16 protein-coding genes and 1 tRNA gene are annotated in these 17,496 nt (G+C 65.7%); 9 read left to right on the top strand and 8 right to left on the bottom strand.

All coding sequences use genetic code 11. From position 1 onward, the window contains the following. Positions 1–119: 119 nt before the first annotated feature. The gene (gene xylB, locus CXX84_RS06345) at positions 120–1,538 is read right to left on the bottom strand and encodes a xylulokinase (RefSeq protein ID WP_102975825.1); all 1,419 of its coding nucleotides are present in this window, start codon (positions 1,536–1,538) and stop codon (positions 120–122) included. A gap of 91 nt (positions 1,539–1,629) precedes the next feature. Next, a complete protein-coding gene (gene xylA, locus CXX84_RS06340) occupies positions 1,630–2,817 on the bottom strand; it encodes a xylose isomerase (protein ID WP_102975824.1) in 1,188 nt (395 codons plus the stop codon). A 136-nt stretch (positions 2,818–2,953) separates the two neighbouring features. On the opposite strand from xylA, the gene CXX84_RS06335 reads away from it, so the two are divergent. Continuing rightward, positions 2,954–4,180: an ROK family protein gene (locus CXX84_RS06335; RefSeq protein WP_102975823.1), complete on the top strand. Its 1,227-nt coding sequence runs from the start codon at positions 2,954–2,956 to the stop codon at positions 4,178–4,180. 64 nt (positions 4,181–4,244) lie between these two features. Here CXX84_RS06335 and CXX84_RS06330 read toward each other — a convergent pair. After that, positions 4,245–4,320, bottom strand: a tRNA-Arg gene (locus tag CXX84_RS06330). Positions 4,321–4,534: 214 nt separating this feature from the next. On the opposite strand from CXX84_RS06330, the gene CXX84_RS06325 reads away from it, so the two are divergent. From CXX84_RS06325 to ettA, 3 genes are all read left to right on the top strand, one after another. Beyond that, positions 4,535–5,098 carry a single-stranded DNA-binding protein gene (locus tag CXX84_RS06325; protein ID WP_102975822.1) on the top strand — a complete coding sequence of 188 codons (564 nt, stop codon included), beginning with the start codon at positions 4,535–4,537 and terminating at the stop codon, positions 5,096–5,098. Between the two features lie 130 nt (positions 5,099–5,228). Next, positions 5,229–5,900, top strand: a complete 672-nt coding sequence (locus tag CXX84_RS06320) for a DUF6993 domain-containing protein (protein ID WP_223252990.1) — start codon at positions 5,229–5,231, stop codon at positions 5,898–5,900. A 52-nt stretch (positions 5,901–5,952) separates the two neighbouring features. Beyond that, on the top strand, positions 5,953–7,635 hold the full coding sequence (ettA, locus tag CXX84_RS06315) for an energy-dependent translational throttle protein EttA (RefSeq protein ID WP_102975820.1): 1,683 nt from the start codon (positions 5,953–5,955) through the stop codon (positions 7,633–7,635). 110 nt (positions 7,636–7,745) lie between these two features. On the opposite strand, the gene CXX84_RS06310 is transcribed toward ettA, so the two are convergent. Beyond that, on the bottom strand, positions 7,746–8,726 hold the full coding sequence (locus CXX84_RS06310; protein WP_102975819.1) for an acyl-CoA thioesterase: 981 nt from the start codon (positions 8,724–8,726) through the stop codon (positions 7,746–7,748). Positions 8,727–8,789: 63 nt separating this feature from the next. Between CXX84_RS06310 and CXX84_RS06305 the strand changes: the two genes are divergently transcribed. Further along, positions 8,790–9,449 (top strand): hypothetical protein, encoded by a 660-nt coding sequence (locus tag CXX84_RS06305; protein WP_102975818.1) that lies wholly within the window; start codon positions 8,790–8,792, stop codon positions 9,447–9,449. Between the two features lie 20 nt (positions 9,450–9,469). Here CXX84_RS06305 and CXX84_RS06300 read toward each other — a convergent pair whose 3' ends face one another. Both CXX84_RS06300 and CXX84_RS06295 read right to left on the bottom strand, forming a co-directional pair. Further along, positions 9,470–9,919 (bottom strand): globin, encoded by a 450-nt coding sequence (locus CXX84_RS06300; protein WP_102975817.1) that lies wholly within the window; start codon positions 9,917–9,919, stop codon positions 9,470–9,472. A 2-nt stretch (positions 9,920–9,921) separates the two neighbouring features. Then, the gene (locus tag CXX84_RS06295) at positions 9,922–10,608 is read right to left on the bottom strand and encodes a mechanosensitive ion channel family protein (protein WP_102975816.1); all 687 of its coding nucleotides are present in this window, start codon (positions 10,606–10,608) and stop codon (positions 9,922–9,924) included. Positions 10,609–10,726: 118 nt separating this feature from the next. Here CXX84_RS06295 and CXX84_RS06290 point away from each other — a divergent pair, with 118 nt between their 5' ends. Then, on the top strand, positions 10,727–11,713 hold the full coding sequence (locus CXX84_RS06290) for an epimerase (protein WP_102975815.1): 987 nt from the start codon (positions 10,727–10,729) through the stop codon (positions 11,711–11,713). Here the strand turns inward: CXX84_RS06290 and CXX84_RS06285 are convergent. Continuing rightward, positions 11,710–12,183, bottom strand: a complete 474-nt coding sequence (locus tag CXX84_RS06285; protein WP_102975814.1) for an OsmC family protein — start codon at positions 12,181–12,183, stop codon at positions 11,710–11,712. The two genes, CXX84_RS06290 and CXX84_RS06285, sit on opposite strands and share 4 nt — an antisense overlap. Before the next feature lie 7 nt (positions 12,184–12,190). Further along, entirely contained in the window at positions 12,191–14,758 is a 2,568-nt protein-coding gene (gene pepN / locus CXX84_RS06280) for an aminopeptidase N (protein ID WP_102975813.1), read from the bottom strand. Between the two features lie 167 nt (positions 14,759–14,925). Between pepN and CXX84_RS06275 the strand changes: the two genes are divergently transcribed. From CXX84_RS06275 to CXX84_RS06265, 3 genes are all read left to right on the top strand, one after another. Further along, entirely contained in the window at positions 14,926–15,945 is a 1,020-nt protein-coding gene (locus CXX84_RS06275; protein WP_102975812.1) for a hypothetical protein, read from the top strand. A gap of 80 nt (positions 15,946–16,025) precedes the next feature. After that, a complete protein-coding gene (locus CXX84_RS06270) occupies positions 16,026–16,520 on the top strand; it encodes a ribose-5-phosphate isomerase (RefSeq protein WP_102975811.1) in 495 nt (164 codons plus the stop codon). Continuing rightward, a complete protein-coding gene (locus CXX84_RS06265; RefSeq protein WP_102975810.1) occupies positions 16,520–17,476 on the top strand; it encodes an Fpg/Nei family DNA glycosylase in 957 nt (318 codons plus the stop codon). The genes CXX84_RS06270 and CXX84_RS06265 overlap by 1 nt, the downstream gene beginning before the upstream one ends. Positions 17,477–17,496: the final 20 nt, after the last annotated feature.

Raw genomic sequence — 17,496 nt, 5'->3', positions numbered from 1 at the left:
ACGCTTTGGATGTCCTGATCCAGACCGCAGGCTCCTGCTACGTCACGGCAGGAGCCTGCGCCCCACCCAAAAGGACCCGGCCGCAAAAGCGGTCCGGGTCCTTTTTTCCTGCCGTTATCTTAGGCGTACAGCGAGGCGAAGCTGCGGTAGCGTGCCAGCACGCCGGCGTCGTCCTTCCGTGCGGAAAGTTCGACGGCGTCCAGCTGCCACTCCGGAAATTGTCCCGTGAGTGCCGCGGCGGCCTGCCGGGCAGCGCCGTCGGCCACATACTCGCCCGGCCCGGGCACCACTACGTCAATGCCCAGCAGTTGCGGCGCCACCTCCTGGACGGCAGTTGATTGTGCCCCTCCGCCCACCAGGATGATTCGCCGGGCTTCAACCCCCTGGGCCTGCAGGGCAGCCAGGCCGTCTGCCAGGGAACAGACCACGCCTTCGACGGCGGCACGCGCCAGGTTTGCCGGCGTGTAGTTGGCGCGCGTGATGCCATGCAGGGATCCGGTGGCATCCGGCAGGTTGGGTGTGCGCTCGCCGTCGAAGTACGGAACCAGGGTCAGGCCCCCGGCACCGGACGAGGCTGCAAGGGCCAACTCATTGAACTCCTGCAGGCTGACATCCAGCAGCGCTGCTGTGGCGTCAAAGACCCGGGTGGCGTTGAGCGTGCAGACCAGGGGCAGGAAATTCCCCGCGGCATCCGCAAATCCTGCCACCAGGCCGGAGGAATCGGCAGCAGGGGCAGCTGACACGGCGAATACCGTTCCCGACGTCCCAAGGGACATGACCACGTCCCCCAGGCCTGCCCCCACTCCCAGCCCGGCCGCCGCGTTGTCACCGGCGCCCGCCGCCAGGAGGGTGCCGGCGGGTGTCTTACCGGCGGAGTCCAGCGGGCCCAGTACCTCGGGAAGCAGTGGAACGTGGCCCAGCGATGACTCCAGGACCTCGGGCAGGTATTGGCCTGAAGCCGTGGAGAAGTAGCCGGTGCCCGACGCGTCCGAGCGGTCGGTCCTCAAGGCCGCCAGGCCCGCCTCGCCGCTCCCGGGGCCATAACCCATGAGCCGCCAGGTCAGCCAGTCATGGGGGAGGCACACGGCTGTAACGCGGGCGGCGTTCTCCGGCTCATTCCCGGCAAGCCAGTGCAGCTTCGTCAGCGTCAGGGAAGCGACCGGAACAGTGCCGGTGGCCTGGGCCCAGTAGCGGGCGCCGGCGGCAGCATCGCCGTCGCCCGCTGCCTTGATCAGGTCCGCAGCCGCACCGGCACTGCGGGTGTCGTTCCAGAGCAGCGCAGGCCGAATGACCTGGCCGTCATTGTCCAGGCAGACCATGCCGTGCTGCTGGCCGCCAACGGAGAGTGCTGCCACGTCGTCCAGTCCGCCTGCCTGGGCGATGGCTTCCTGCAGGGCTGTCCACCAGTGGTCCGGATGGACTTCGCTGCCTTCGGGATGGGCAGCGCGGCCCTGGCGGATGAGCTTCCCGGTGTCCGCGTCGCGGATCACCACCTTGCAGGACTGGGTGGAGCTGTCGATTCCGGCAACTAATGGCATTAAAAATTCCTTTTCGAGAAAAGCCGCCGTCGGCCCGCACCTTTGGGACGGGCCGACGGCGGCGGTTGCCTGAGCGGCGTAAGCGCTCGCTTTAGCGGGCGTTGAGGAGGTGTTCGATGGCGAGCTGGTTCAGGCGGACGAACGCGAAGGAGCGCTCGGCAGCCTTGTCGGCGTCGAAGTCCTCGAATGCGCTGGTGTCAGCAAGCAGGTCGGCGGTGGTTTCGCCGGCGCTGAGGGTTGGTTCACCGAGTTCACCAACACCGGACGCGGCCAGTGCCTCCTGGACCTCGGGGTCGGCGCGGAAGGCCAGTGCGCGTTCCTTGAGCAGCAGGTAGGTGGCCATATTTGCCTTGGCTGATTCCCAGACGCCGTCGTAGCCGTCGGTGCGGGAGGGCTTGTAGTCGAAGTGGCGGGGTCCCTCGTAGCGGGGTCCGCCGTTGGGGAAGCCGTTCTCGAGCAGGTCGACGGTGAAGAATGCGCTGGTGAGGTCGCCGTGGCCGAAGACGAGGTCCTGGTCGTACTTGATGCCGCGCTGGCCGTTGAGGTCGATGTGGAACAGCTTGCCGGCCCAGAGCGCCTGGGCGATGCCGTGGGTGAAGTTCAGCCCGGCCATCTGCTCGTGTCCGGTTTCGGGGTTCAGTCCTACGATGTCGCCGTGTTCGAGCTCGGCGATGAAGGCGAGGCCGTGGCCCACGGTGGGGAGGAAGATGTCGCCGCGGGGTTCGTTGGGCTTGGGCTCCAGGGCGATGCGCAGGTTGTAGCCCTTGTCCTTGATGTACGCGGCGGCAGTGTCCACGCCTTCCTTCATCCGGTCCAGCGCCGCGGCGAGGTCCTTGGAGCCGTCGTATTCGCTGCCTTCGCGCCCGCCCCACATCACGAACGTCTCGGCGCCAAACTCTGCGGCTGAATCGATGTTGCGCAGGACCTTGCTGAGTGCGAACCGGCGGATGGAGCGGTCATTGGAGGTGAAGCCGCCGTCCTTGAATACCGGATGGCTGAACAGGTTGGTGGTCACCATGGGGACCTTCAGGCCGGTCTCGGCCAGGGCTGCCTTGAAGTTCTTCAGGATCAGCTCCCGCTCCGAATCCGTGGCATCGAAGGGAACCAGGTCATTGTCGTGGAAGGTGATGCCGTAGGCGCCGAGTTCGCTGAGGCGGTGGACTGCCTCCACGGGATCCAGTGCTGCGCGGGTAGCGACGCCGAACGGATCGGCGCCGGTCCAGCCGACGGTCCAGAGGCCAAAGGTGAACTTGTCAGCGGGGGTGGGGGAAAGAGTCATGATGCGTCCTTGCAGTCAGGGTGGTCGCTCTTGCGCGACTTAGTTTATAGCTTGAACTATATAGGCGCGATTACGCTAGGGTCAATAGCGAAAGGCCGCCTTTTGACGGCCCGGTTTCGATCCTGAGGGGAGGGGTATGTCTGGCACCGCAGCTGCCGCAGTGTCCGAGGTCGGGACGCCCGGAAATATGGGCGACGTGCGAAGGAGCAACCTCGCACTTGTTCTGGGCAAGGTGGTGCAGTCCGCGGCGGGGGTCCATCTGACGCGGGCGCAGATCGCTGCCGGAACAGGGCTGACTAAGGCCTCCGTGTCCAGCATTGTCCTGGATCTCCTGGACGCCGGCATCATCCGGGAAGTCGGCCTGAGCCGCCAGGGGGAGCGCGGCCGGCCGGGGGTGGGGCTGGAGCTCAATCCGTCGCGGGGCGTCATGGGCATGGAAATCAACGTCGACTACATCTCTGCAGGCGTGACACGGCTTTCCGGGGACCTGGTGGTGCACGAAATCCAGGAACGGGACAACCGGGACAGCTCGGACGCGGCCGTCATGTCCGCCCTTGCTGAGCTGACGGCCGGAGTCCGCGGCGCCGCTGCTGCAAAGGATGTAGAAGTCCTGGGCGGGGGACTGGCCGTGCCGGGCCTTGTTGAAGCCGGCAGTTCCATGGTTACTGTTGCCCCGAACCTGGGCTGGGTGAATACGAAGCTGGATGTAAACCGGTTGCTTCCCGGCGTGCCGCTTGGGGTCTCCCTCTTTAACGAGGCCAATGCTGCTGCCCTCGCAGAACTTGCCCATGGTCCACAGGAGCTGCGCGACTTCCTGTTCGTCTCCGGCGAGGTCGGCGTGGGTGGCGGGCTGGTCATAGGTTCGGAACTTTTTACCGGCCCGGAAGGCAACGCAGGGGAAGTTGGCCACATTGTGGTGGATCCGGCGGGAACGCCCTGCTCCTGCGGCGGGACCGGCTGCCTGGAAACCATAGCGGGACAGGACGCCATATTCGCTGCAGCCGGTATCGAAGCCAAAGCCCGCTCGAGATCGGAAAGCATGTCCGATCTGCTGGCCGCGCTCGCCGCCGGGAGTCCTTCCGCGCTGCTGGCCGTCCAGCGGGCCGGGGCGTCGCTGGGGGTTGCGGTGGCATCGACGTCCAGGGTTGTCAATGTCCGTGCCGTGGTGCTCGGCGGACACTTCGCCGTCCTGGACCAGTGGCTGCGTGGTCCCCTTCTCGAAAGCCTGGCGAAGTACGCGCCGGGGTTGCTTTCCCCTGAAGACGTCAGCGCATCGACTGTGGGGGAGGCGGGGGCCCTGCTGGGGGCTGCCGGCAGCGTTGTCCGGGCGCTGGTGGAGGCGCCGTACCGGCTCCAGGCCTGAACCGCCCAAGGCAACAGCGGAAAGTGGCGAAACACCCCGGTTCGTGAACCGGGGTGTTTCTGCGTGGTGCCCCAGGAGGGAATCGAACCCCCGACCGGCGGATTAGAAGGCCGCTGCTCTATCCCCTGAGCTACTGAGGCAAAGGCATCGGCTGCGAAGCCCGGTGCCTCAAAAAGTTTACATTGCCGGACGTGCCTGAGCCGTCAGCGGCGTGGCAGGCTCCACTCTTCCTCCACAACCACGCGCAGGACAGGGTTGTGCACATAGATAAAGGAGAGCCTCCTGCAGAAGTCCGGCTTGGGCGAAGCTGATGGTGCCCGCAAAGGGCATCACTCAGAAGACAGGACGGAAAAGATGAGCGACACCATTACGATCCGGGGGTTTGTTGCCACCGAGACCAGGAGCTCCACCACGCCGGGGGGAGTGGCCACCGCCTCTTTCCGGATCGGCTCCACTTCCCGCCGCTACGACAAGGAGTCGGGTACCTGGGCGGACGGCCACACGAACTGGTTCACAGTGCAGGGCTACCGCCAGCTGGCAGGGAGCATGGGCTGCAGCATCAGGAAAGGCCAGCCCGTCATCGTTGTTGGCAAGCTGAAGATCCGGACGTGGGAAAAAGACGGCAAGGTTTTCCACTCGAACATCATCGACGCTGACGCCGTGGGCCATGACCTGAGCTGGGGGTCTGCCAACTTCATCCGGTCCTCCTCCAAGCCGATCCTTTCGCTGGTGGAGCAGGATCCATCCTTTGACGGCGGTCCCCGACCCGGCACGGAGGGGGCCTTCGACGAACCTGAGGACGCCGAAGAAGATCTAACCGGGGACGGCGATCCTGCCGCCGCGTACATCGAGGACAACAATGGGGACCTGGTTTCCCTCGATCTCGAAACGGGGGAACTCGCCGGGACCGGCGCCTAGACCTTCCCTTGTCAACGTCCTTCCATCAAGGATTCACCAGATTCCCTGGCGGGCAGGATGCGGCACCCCCGGCCGCGCCCTGCCCGTCACGGTTGCCTGGAGCATGCAAAGCCCGTGGCAGAATGACTGCATGCGGCATACCCCTGAGCACCGGCAGACTGTCAGCACCGGTACCTCACCGGATAGCCGCCCGGCCTCGAGCGAGGCTGGGACCTTGCCGCTGCGGCCAACCGCACACCGCTTACTGGCTGCAATTGCCGCCCCGGTCCTTGCCGTCGCCTTGTCGGGCTGCACGGGCGTGACGCAGTCGGGGATTGGGACGCAGTCCGGCAGCCAGCAGGGACCGGCAGAACCGGCACCTGCAGCGCCCTCGGTTGAGGGCTCAGCCGCTGCCCGCTCCAAAACCGGCAACGGGACGACGGGACCAGCGGCTGCAGGCCCGCTTGCAGACACTTCTGGCGGATCCGCAGCGCCCGGGGACGGTTCCGCCAGCCAGCCGGCCGCCCAGGCCGCAGCCACGGAAACAGTCAAACAGACCGTCACAGACGCGCTGGGCAGACTGGCAGCCGGCAGCCCCAAGCCTGCCACCGTCCAGGTAAGCGACGCCCTCACCGGAGCTGGAATCGCGCCAGGAGTACTGGAGGTGTCCCAGAGCCGGACCCCCACCGGCCTGGAAGCCGATGCCGTCGAGGCCGCGGTACGGCAGGGAAGCGACTGCGTCATCGGCCAGGTCCGCGAGGGTGCCGTGGCGGTGACAGTCCTGCCCGTCCTTGCCAGCGGCAAGTGCTTTGTAGGCTCCTGACCTTCCTGCACCGAATGTGAGATATGCCTGCCAACCCACTAGATTTGGAACCATGGCGGAATTTATCTACACAATGACCAAGGCCCGCAAAGCCGTTGGCGAAAAACTCATTCTTGACGACGTAAGCATGTCCTTCTTCCCGGGCGCCAAGATCGGCGTCGTGGGCCCGAACGGTGCCGGTAAGTCCACCATCCTCAAGATCATGGCCGGACTGGACACCCCCTCCAACGGCGAGGCCCGGCTGAGCCCCGGCTACAGCGTCGGCATCCTGCTGCAGGAGCCCCCGCTCAACGAAGAAAAGACTGTCCTGGGCAACGTCCAGGAAGGCGTTGGCGAGATCTACGGCAAGATCCAGCGCTTCAACGAGATCTCAGAGGAAATGGCCAGCCCCGACGCTGACTATGACACCCTCCTCGAGGAGATGGGTCAGCTGCAGGAAGCCATCGACGCTGCCGACGCGTGGGATCTGGACTCGCAGCTGGAACAGGCAATGGACGCCCTGCGCTGCCCGCCGGCGGACGCAGACGTCACAAACCTCTCCGGTGGTGAGCGCCGCCGCGTGGCCCTCTGCAAACTGCTGCTGCAGAAGCCGGACCTGCTGCTGCTGGACGAGCCCACAAACCACCTGGACGCGGAGAGCGTACTGTGGCTTGAGCAGCACCTGTCCTCTTACGCAGGCGCCGTCCTCGCCGTCACCCACGACAGGTACTTCCTGGACCACGTGGCCGAATGGATCGCCGAAGTGGACCGCGGCCACCTGTACCCCTACGAAGGCAACTACTCCACCTACTTGGAGAAGAAGCGCGCCCGCCTGGAAATTCAGGGTAAGAAGGACGCCAAGCAGGCCAAGCGCCTGAGCGAGGAACTGGAGTGGGTCCGCTCCAACGCCAAGGGCCGCCAGACCAAGTCCAAGGCCCGCCTGGCCCGCTACGAGGAAATGGCCGCGGAGGCGGACCGTACCCGGAAGCTGGACTTCGAAGAAATCCAGATTCCGCCGGGACCCCGCCTGGGCGGCCTGGTGCTGGAAGCCAAGAACCTCCAGAAGGGCTTCGAGGACCGCACCCTGATCGACGGCCTGTCCTTCAGCCTGCCCCGCAACGGCATCGTCGGTGTCATTGGCCCCAACGGCGTCGGCAAGACCACGCTCTTCAAGACCATCGTTGGGCTGGAACCGCTCGACGGCGGCGACCTGAAGATCGGCGATTCCGTCAAGATCTCCTACGCGGACCAGAGCCGCGGCGGCATCGATCCCAACAAGACCCTGTGGGAAGTCGTCTCGGACGGACTCGACTTCATCCAGGTTGGCCACGTCGAAATGCCCTCCCGCGCCTACGTTGCGGCCTTCGGCTTCAAGGGTCCGGACCAGCAGAAGAAGGCCGGGGTGCTCTCCGGTGGTGAGCGCAACCGCCTCAACCTCGCGCTGACCCTCAAGCAGGGCGGAAACCTCCTGCTCCTCGATGAGCCCACCAACGACCTGGACGTTGAAACCCTCAGCAGCCTGGAAAACGCGCTGCTCGAGTTCCCCGGCTGCGCCGTGGTGGTCTCGCACGACCGCTGGTTCCTTGACCGGGTGGCCACCCACATCCTGGCCTATGAAGGCGACGAGGAAAACCCCTCCAAGTGGTACTGGTTCGAGGGTAACTTCGAATCCTACGAGGAGAACAAGGTGGAACGCCTGGGCCCGGATGCTGCCAAGCCGCACCGTGTAACGCACCGCCGCCTCACCCGCGACTGATATGCACCCCCGGCCAGGAACCGGGGCAGCACATCAGGAACGGTAAAGAACAGGCCGGCACCCACTGGGTGCCGGCCTGTTCTGCGCTTGAAGGCATGCGGGATTTCCGGTCAGTCCCGGACAGCCTTGCGGATCTGGTGCTCCATGACCTTGGACTGGAACGCACCCACTACTTTGTTTTTGAGGTCTGTGGGCACGCGGACCATGCCCTCCTGCGCCACGGAGGCAACGTGCTGCCCTGCCTGGTTGAAGATTTTTCCTGTCGCGAGCCCGCGCGCGCCCTGGGCGCTGGGTGATTCCTGGACATAGAGGAGCCATTCGTCCACCCGGGCGGGGCGGTGCCACCACATCGCGTGGTCCAGGCTGGCCACGTTCATGCCAGGGGTGATCCAGCTCAGTCCGTGACGGCGCAGGATGGACTCGAGGAGGGTGTAGTCGCTGGCGTAGGCCAGGGCGGCCCGGTGCAGGTTAGGGTTGTCCGGCATCGGCCCGAACGTCTTCATCCATACCGCGTTCGTCGCTTCGCGCTTGCCCTTCGCGGAGACGTACAGCGGCGGATCAACGTGCCGGATGTCAAAGGGCCGCTCATAAGCCCAGTGCCGGGCCACTGGGTGGTCGAATTTGCCCAGCAGGTCGGCGGTACTGGGCAGGGACTCGGGGTCCGGGATGCCGCTTGGCATCGTGGACTGGTGCTCAATTCCTTCGTCCTCGCCCTGGAAGGAGGCAATCATCGACAGGATGGGCGTGCCTTCCTGGTAGGCGTGGACCCGGCGGGCCGAGAAGGACCGGCCGTCCCGGAGCCGCTGGACGCCGAAGGTGATGGGCTTGTTCGCATCGCCCGGGCGCAGGAAATAGCCGTGCATTGAATGGACAAAGCGGTCCGGCTCCACCGTCCTGATGGATGCAATCAGCGACTGGGCAAGCACCTGGCCGCCAAACACCCGGTGATGGGGCTGCTGCTGGGAGGGTCCCAGGAAAATGTCCTCATCAGTCCGAGCCCCCTCCAGCTCACCAAGGTCCAGGAGTGAGATGAGCGATGATGTGGGATCTTCGCTGGGGAGCGCCAGCAGTCCGGCGTCGGCTTCAGTCATGGTTCGACTCTAGACGGCGCCCCGGCACTGCTCAACAAAGCCCCAGCCGGTAGTGTTCTTGGTGTGTCTGATCTCCTCACCTCGTCCTTCCGTTTTGCCGACTCCCAGGATCTTGCCGATCTGAAGACCTTCGCTGCGCGTGCAAAAGCCATTGACGACGGCGCCATCCGGCTTCAGGCGGCAGGTTCCGTTCTCGCCGCCTATGTGTGCGTGCTGAGGCCCAGGCTCCTGGGTGAGTCGACCCCGACAATTCTCGGGCTGCGCACCATGGCGCTGGCAGAGCCTTCCGCGACGGACGCAACGGTTGCGTTGTCCGCCGTCCTGGACCGTCTCGCGCGCGCAGGCGGGGACGATACCGAACTGCCCGTGCCGCCGTCGACCGTGACGGAATCCTGGACCGGGGTGGGCGCTCCGAGGAGCGGATGGGAGCTGGTGGGCACGCGCACCGACGCGGCGCTGCGGAAGGCAGCCGAGGCAGGCATCGCAGAGGTGGCAGGCATCGTACCCGACAAGCCGGGAGCACTGATCGTCAACAACGCGCGGGCTGCTGTCTGGGGGAGGGAACTTGACGAGTCAGGGCTGCCGGCGGGAGCCGCCTTTGCCGCCCTGGCGCTGGGGTTCCTTGCCGACGGCGACCAGAAGCTGTACCGGACCGGCCGCTGGTTCCGGCTTACCGGTCCCCGCGGGCATGTGCTGGCAAGGACCGGAACCGGGCTGCTCTAGCAGTACCGGGCAAGGATGGGTCAGGCGCCGGACGGGCTGTTGATCATCGATAACGCGGCCCGGTCCATGTAATCCCAGAGCGTCCCCTCGTACAGGGGCGGCAGTTCAAGGGCGTCCACAGCGTTCCGCATGTGGAAGAGCCAGCGGTCCTTGGCCTCGGGAGTCACCTTGAAGGGCATGTGCCGCATCCGAAGCCGGGGGTGGCCGCGTTCCTCGCCATACGTGGTGGGCCCGCCCCAGTACTGCTCAAGGAACATCAGGAAGCGGCGCTTCGCAGGCGCCAGGTCCTCTTCCGGATACATAGGCCGCAACAGGGGATCGGTGGCCACCCCGTCGTAAAAGACGTCGATCAGCTTCACGAACGTCTCGTGCCCGCCCACAGCATCATAAAAGTTGTCAGTGTAGCCAGGCTTGCTGAACGGGTCGTTCTGCATCAGCTGCGGACGCTGGGGCTCGATGGGAATGGTCATCGCTATTCTCCGGCTTTCTGCTCGGTCTTGGTATTCTCGGCGCCGTGGTCCGAGCTCTGGTCCGTGGTACCGCCCGCGGACTCGTGCAGCGGGACGTAGTTGCCCTGCGAGCGGTTGCCTACCCGCAGGATCTCTCCGTTGCGCAGGTACCAGATGGCACCGTCGTCGGAGCGGACACGGGTGATGCGCAGGCCCATGGACTCAACCACGCCTACCACTTCGCTGGTTTCGATCACATCGCCAATGCCGAACTGGTCTTCAATGGTAATGAAGATACCTGCCAGGAAGTCGCGGATGAGCTGCTGGGCGCCGAAACCGATGGCCACACCCAGGATGCCGACGCTGGTCAGGAGCGGCGCGATATTGATGTCCAGGTTCTGCAGTACATACATGCCGGTGATGACCACCACCAGCACTCCCACGATGCTGTTCAGCAGTGAACCTATGGTTTCCGCACGCTGTACGCGCCGTTCATGGTCCAGCGCCCTGAAGGCCGGGGCCGCCCATTTGAAGGTGGGCTTCTTGAAGAAATTGCTTCCTGCCGCCACGCGGTTGGTGATGCGGGAAATCACAAAAGTGGCCACGAGCCAGATGGTAACGCCGACACCGAGGCTGATCACGATGCCGGTGACGCTGATGCCGTTCGGGTCACTGGCGGCGGATGGAAGGATCGACAACGTGCTGACCATAAGGGGGTAGTACTCCTGCTGTTCTCCGGCTGCACCGGAAAGGGGGCGCCGCGGCGCCGGTTACGCCCGGCGCGGAAGGCTCTGTTCTCCTTCAACACTATCGCCGTAGCCTCTCAACATGCGCATCCTTGTCCTCGGCGGAACCGCCTTCCTGTCAGCGGAATTCACCCGCCAGGCGGTAGCGGCGGGGCACGGCGTCACCTGCCTCGCCCGTGGTTCCGCAGCTGTTCCGCCTTCGGGCGCCTCCTGGCTGAGGGCGGACCGTTCACGTGGCGCGGGCGCCTATGCCGGCGCGCACGGAGAGTGGGATGCGGTGGTCGAGGTAGCACGGGACCCGGACCTTGCACAGGGTGCGCTGGACGCACTTGCCGGCCGGGCAGCCCACTGGACGTTCGTCTCCAGTTGCTCCGTCTATGCAGGTGCCTCGGTTCCCGGCGCCGCGGAGGACGCGGAGCTTCTGCCCCCGCTGCCGCCCGGGACGGAATCAATTGCCGAAAACTATGGAGAATCAAAGGTTGCCATTGAGCAAGCCAGCCTCGCCGCGACGGACGGAAGGACCCACCTGTGCCGCGCCGGCCTGATTGCCGGACCGGGGGACAGCTCAGACCGCTACGGCTACTGGCCCGCCCGCTTCGCACGGGGCGGCAAGCATGTCCTGGTGCCCGCCATCGACAACCACCCGGTCCAGGTCATCGACGTCCGCGACCTTGCCGCCTGGATCCTGCTGGCTGCAGAGCAGGGCCTCACCGGTGCCGTCAACGCAGTGGGGGATCAGGCTGCCTTTGGACAGTACCTCGCTGCCGCCCGGGACGCCGCCGGCTTCGAGGGCGAGGTCCTTGCCGCCCAGGAGGACTGGCTCACGGACCAGGGAGTCGCCTACTGGGCCGGGCCGGACTCGCTGCCCCTCTGGCTCCCGCCCGGGCACGATGGTTTCATGGCACGGAGCAACAGCGCGGCACGCAGTGCCGGACTGCAGCTCAGGCCCTGGCAGGAAACACTCCAGGACACGCTGGCGGACGAGCGCCGGCGCGGACTGCACCGGCCCCGGAAGGCAGGACTCACTCCGGAGACCGAGGCGCGGCTGGTCAGCAGCCTCGCAGCCTAGGCCACCACTGTTTCCGGTTCGTGCTCAACCGGAAAGTTCACGCTGCGGGCGATGAAGCATACCTGGTTCGCCTCGTGGTGCAGCCGGGCTGACAGTTCCACATGGGCCGGATCGGCCACCGCCACCCGGGGACGCAGCGTCACGTGTTCGAACTGGCCGCTGCCGTCCCGGTTCAGCTTCAGCAGGCCGGAGGCCTCGTCAGCGTAGTCCGTGACCACCACACCGTGCTTTACCGCCACGTGCAGGAACGAGAGCATGTGGCACTGGGCCAACGCCGCCAGGAGCAGCTGCTCGGGGTTGTACCGTTCCCTGTCGCCATGGAATGTAGGGTCTGCTGAGCCCCTGAGGATTGGCAGCCCGGGGATTATGATGTCGTGGTCCCGTGTGTAGCCACGGTAGGACGCCGTTCCCTCACCCGTATTGCCGGTCCACCTGACCGTCAGCTCATAGCGGTGCTCGCTCAGGCCCATGCTGCGCCTAGGCCTGTGCCGGGAGGACGTCAGCCGCACGTGCCCGCAGAGCGCGGGCAACGCCGTCGCGGTTTTCCAGCATCATCCGCCGCAGCGCGGCGCTTGCCGGCGAAAGCGCCGCCAGGAAGCCGTCGGTGCGGTCGATGGTTGCCTGGGTGGTGAGCAGCGCGGGGTAGAGCCCGACGACGATCTGCTGGGCCAGTGCGTGGGTTCGGCTTTCAACGATTTCCGGCACGGCTTCGAAGTACTTTTCGGCGTACGGCTCGATCAGGGAGCGGTCCAGCACCCGCATGAAGCCGGTCACCGCCGAGCCTTGCAGAGCGTTGGAAAGCTCGCCCTTCACCACGATGGACTCCCAGGCAGCTGCCTTCGCCTCCGGAGTGGGGATGGCAGCCTTGGCGAGGGCAGCGGCGTTCTGGCCGCTGGCGGTGTTGTCGCGCTGGAGTTCAGCGTCGATCCCCTCCTGGCCGAGGCGGCCGCCGGCCACCAGGGACGCCAGCAGCTCCCAGCGGAGGTCCTGGTCCACGGTCAACCCCTCCAGCGTGGCGGAGCCGTCCAGGAGCCCGGCCACCCTGTCCAGCTGGGATCCGCTGCGGGCCAGCAGTGCAAAGGACTTGACGAACTGCAGCTGCGCATCCGATCCGCCGGCCACCCCGGACGCCAGATCCCACAGCCGGTCCACCGCAGCCACCGCCGTCGCTTCCCGGTGTTCCTCCGCTACATAGAAGTTCAGCGTGGTGGCCAGTTGGCGGAGCTGGACCAGGATGACCGAGGAGTCCGATTCGGCAGCCACGTTGGCGAGGATCAGTTCCACGTAGCGCCGTGCCGGAGTTTCGCCGTCCCGGGCAGCGTCCCAGGCCGAGTTCCACACCAGGGTCCGGGGCAGGCTCTGGCTGAAGTCCTTCAGGTGGGCCGTTGCCGTGGCCAGGGACTTTTCGTCCAGCCTGACCTTGGCGTAGGCGAGGTCGTCGTCGTTCACCAGGATCAGGTCCGGCTGTGGCAGACCCACCAGGCCGGGGACTTCCGTGCGTGCGCCGTCGACGTCCAGTTCCTCGCGGTGTACCCGCTCGAGCTTGCCGGCGTCGTTGAGGTTGTAGAAGCCCACTGCCAGCCGGTGCGGCCGGATGGTGGGCCACTGCTCCACGGCGGACTGCACAATGGCGAAGGATGCAAGCATGCCCCCGGCGTCCACCTCGAGCTCCGGTTTCAGGGTGTTGACGCCGGCGGTCTCCAGCCACTGGCGGCCCCAGTCATCAAGGTCCCGTCCGCTGGCTTTCTCCAGTTCCACCAGGAGGTCGCCCAGCTCGGTGTTCTGCCAGGAGTGCTTGGCGAAGTACTCGCGCACGCCGGCCATGAACTGTTCCGGGCCAACCCAGGCCACCAGCTGGCGGAGGACGGAGGCGCCCTTGGCATAGGTGATGCCGTCGAAGTTGACCTCAACGTCCTGCAGGTCGTTGATTTCCGCGAAGATCGGGTGGGTGGTGGGCAGCTGGTCCTGGCGGTAGGCCCAGGACTTCTCCACTGAAGCAAACGTGGTCCAGGCACTGGTGAAGCTGGTTGCCTCCACCGCTGCAAGATGGGACATGTACTCGGCGAAGGACTCGTTGAGCCAGAGGTCGTTCCACCAGCGCATCGTCACCAGATCCCCGAACCACATGTGGGCGAGCTCGTGCAGGACCGTGATGGCGCGGCGTTCAATCTGGGCGCCGGTGACCTTGCTGCGGAAGACGTAGCCCTCCAGGATCGTTACCGCCCCGGCATTTTCCATCGCGCCGGCGTTGAACTCCGGCACGAACAGCTGGTCATACTTCTCGAACGGGTACGGGCAGCCGAACTGTGCCTCGAAGAACCCGAACCCTTGCCTGGTCAGCTCGAAGATGTTGTCAGCGTCCAGGTACTGCATCAGGGACTTGCGGGCAAAAACCCCCAGCGGGATGGTCCTTCCGTCGGAGCTCACCACTTCGCTGCGCACTGACTGGTACGGACCCGCGATCAGGGCCGTGACGTAGGAGGACAAGCGCGGGGTGGGGGTGAAGGACCACACGGAGCGTGCACCGCCGTCGTCCGCGGGCGTGGTCTCCACCGGTGACGGGGTGGGGGAGTTGGAGATGACGTCCCAGTGCGACGGGGCAGTGACGGTGAACCTAAAGGTGGCTTTCAGGTCGGGTTGTTCGAACACCGCGAACATCCTGCGGGAATCCGGAACCTCGAACTGCGTATACAGGTAGACCTCGTTGTCCACCGGATCCACGAAGCGGTGAAGGCCCTCACCGGTGTTCATGTAGGGGGCATCGGCCACCACCGTGAGCTCGTTGTGCTCCGCGAGTCCGGGCAGCTGGATCCTGATCCCGTCGGTCACGGTGGCCGGATCAAGGTCCGTGCCGTTGAGGGTGACACTGTGGACTTTGGAGGTGACTGCGTCAATGAAGCTGGATGAGCCTGGCTTCGCGCTGAATTTCACGGTGGTGGTGCTGCCGAAGACCTTTCCGCCGCGGGTCAGGTCAAGGCTGACATCGTAGGAGTCGACGGCGATCAGTTCGGCGCGTTCGCTCGCTTCAGCGCGGGTCAGATTCATGCCTGGCAAAGTGGGGCCTCCAGAAAGATTGCGACTGCCGGCTGGCGGTGCCCAGTGCGGCACTGATCATTCTTGCATTCCCTGACCCCTTGACAAGTAGCGCGGCTCACAGTGGGTACGGATACTCCCAGGAAGCAAGGGGCAGGCGGCGGGAGTAGCGTTAGATCATGGGCAAGTTCATGGAATCGGTGGACAGCAAGGCCCTGCGTTTTGCCGTGGGGTTCCCCGTGGTGGTCGCAGCAGCCTTCGTGGTGTGCGCGTTCCTGCTGCGGCCTGACCTTCCTGAACCACTCGCCGTGCGGTGGACGGACGACGGCGGTGCGTCCTTCGCGCCCTTCAGCGCCTACATCGCGGGCGGCGCCCTGATGATTATCGCCGCCGGATGGCTGGTCCTCTTCCAGGCAGTGCCCATCAACAGGCCCGTCCTGATGCGGCGGATCATGATGGGCGCCGGGCTTTTCCTCACCCTCTTCGTCACCAGCACCCTGGCGGCCGGACTTGTTGGACAGACAGGCCTGGTGGACGCCCGGGAATCGCGGGTGGACATGACCGTCCTGGCACTCGGAAGTGGTGCAGCCGTGTCGCTGGGGGTCATCATGGCCTTCGTGTTCAAGGCCGACCAGCAGTGGTCCCCGGATGATGACCGCGCGCTCCAGCTGGCCATCGCCAGGGAAGCGGACCCGGACCTGGCGGCCGACAACATCCGGCTTTGGGTGCATGCCCGCAGCTCGGTTTTCATCATGATCGCCGTAGCGTCGCTGTTCCCTTCAGCGCTTATTGCCGTCGCCGTGCCCTGGCTCGGCGCGCTCCTCGTGCTCGTTGCTGTGGTCGGCGCCGCCTTCCTGTTCGCCCGGATCAAAGCCGACCGCCGCGGGTTGAAAGTCCTCCTCGCCGGCATTGTGCCGGTCATGAATGTTCCGGCCGGGGCCATCTCCGTGGCGACTGCGGCGGACGTCAAGGCGGCAGACTATGGCGGGTGGGGCTACCGGCACCACGACGGAACCGCAGCCATGCTTGTCAGCAGCGGCCCCGCCGTCGTCGTCAGCAAGACGGACGGCCAACGCGTGGCAGTGAGCGGCGGCAGCCCGGCGTCCGCTGCCAGGCTGGCTGAAGTCCTGACCCGGGTTGCGGCGCGGGCCCGGCGCGGCGGCGGCCCGTCATCAGCCGCCGGGCAGCCGGAGTCCTAGTATTCTGGACCGTGTTGTCCTGACCCTGGCCTGCGCCGTCCCGGCCGGCGACCAGCGCCCCAACCGAACGGATTCTGCTCGTGACCTCTTCCCCTGCCTTCCCGCGCGTACACATCGCCACCGACCATGCAGGCATGGAGCTCAGTGCCCACCTGGTGTCACACCTGACTGCCAAGGGATATGAGGTGGTGGACCACGGTCCCAAGGTCTATGACGCCCAGGACGACTACCCGTCCTTCTGCATCAACGCCGCCCGTGCTGTCGTTGCAGACCAGCAGGCCGGCGTCCACGCCCTCGGGATCGTGCTGGGCGGCTCGGGCAACGGCGAACAGATTGCGGCGAACAAGGTCAAGGGCGCCAGGGCGGCCCTGGCATGGAACCACTCCACCGCAAAGCTGGCCCGCGAGCACAACGATGCCAATTTGGTTGCCGTCGGCGGCCGGCAGCACAGTGTGGAGGAAGCCACCGAACTCATTGAGGCCTTCCTGACGGAGCCTTTCAGCAATGACGAGCGCCACGTACGGCGCATCGGGAAAATTGCTGCCTACGAGGCCACCGGCGAGGTCGTCGAGTAGTGCCTGAAGGGCATTCCGTCCGCCGCCTGGCGCGGCAGTTCGGGGACGTCTTTACCGGCCGGCAACTCAGTGTCTCCAGTCCTCAGGGCAGGTTCAGTGCGGGCGCCGCGCTCCTGGACGGCCACACTCTCCTCGCCGCTGAGGCGCACGGCAAACACCTGTTCCTGCACTTCGACAACGCCCTGGTGCTTCATGTCCATCTGGGACTCTACGGCGCCTGGAGCTTTGGCGGTGACAGCACCTTCGCCGGCTCCTCCAGCATTGGTGCGCCGCGACGGGTGGGGGAGGAGGAAACCTTTGCTGAGGCGGACGAGGACGGCTACGACGACGGCGGCAATGCATATGCGGGACCGCCGCCACCGGTAGGGGCTGTGCGGGTCAGGCTTGCCAGCAGCAACGGCTGGGCCGACCTGCGCGGTGCCACCACGTGTGAAACCGTCACCCTGGCCGAGACAGATGGGATCCTGGCCCGGCTGGGGCCGGACCCGCTCGTCAATCGCAGGGGCGATGCCGGCCGCTTTGCCGCCAACCTGCAAAGCCGGAAGACCCCCGTGGCCGCCCTGTTAATGGACCAGAAGATCATCGCCGGCGTGGGCAACGTCTACCGCGCGGAAGTCCTGTTCCGGCGGCGGCTCGATCCCTGGCTGCCAGGCGGGGACCTTACGGACGGCGAGGCACGCAAGCTGTGGCGCGACGTCGTCTCCGTGATGAACGACGGCGTGGCCGACGGCAGGATCATCACCACAACTCCCCGGTACTGGTCCGGAAACGGCAAGAGGACAACGCCGGCGGCAGCGCTGTCCGCCATGAAAAGCGGCACCTTTCCGGCCCGGGACAACGCCCATTTTGTGTATAAGCGGGACGGTTTGCCGTGCCGTGTCTGCGGCACAACTGTGCTGATTGCCGAACTCGTGGGACGCAAGCTCTACTGGTGCCCTTACTGCCAGCAGTCCTGACCACACAGAAAAGGCCCCTC

Source organism: Arthrobacter sp. AFG7.2, from assembly GCF_002892835.1.
GTDB lineage: Bacteria > Actinomycetota > Actinomycetes > Actinomycetales > Micrococcaceae > Arthrobacter.
The sequence above is the reverse complement of the archived record's forward strand: the minus strand, read 5'-3'. Positions and strand labels throughout refer to the sequence as shown.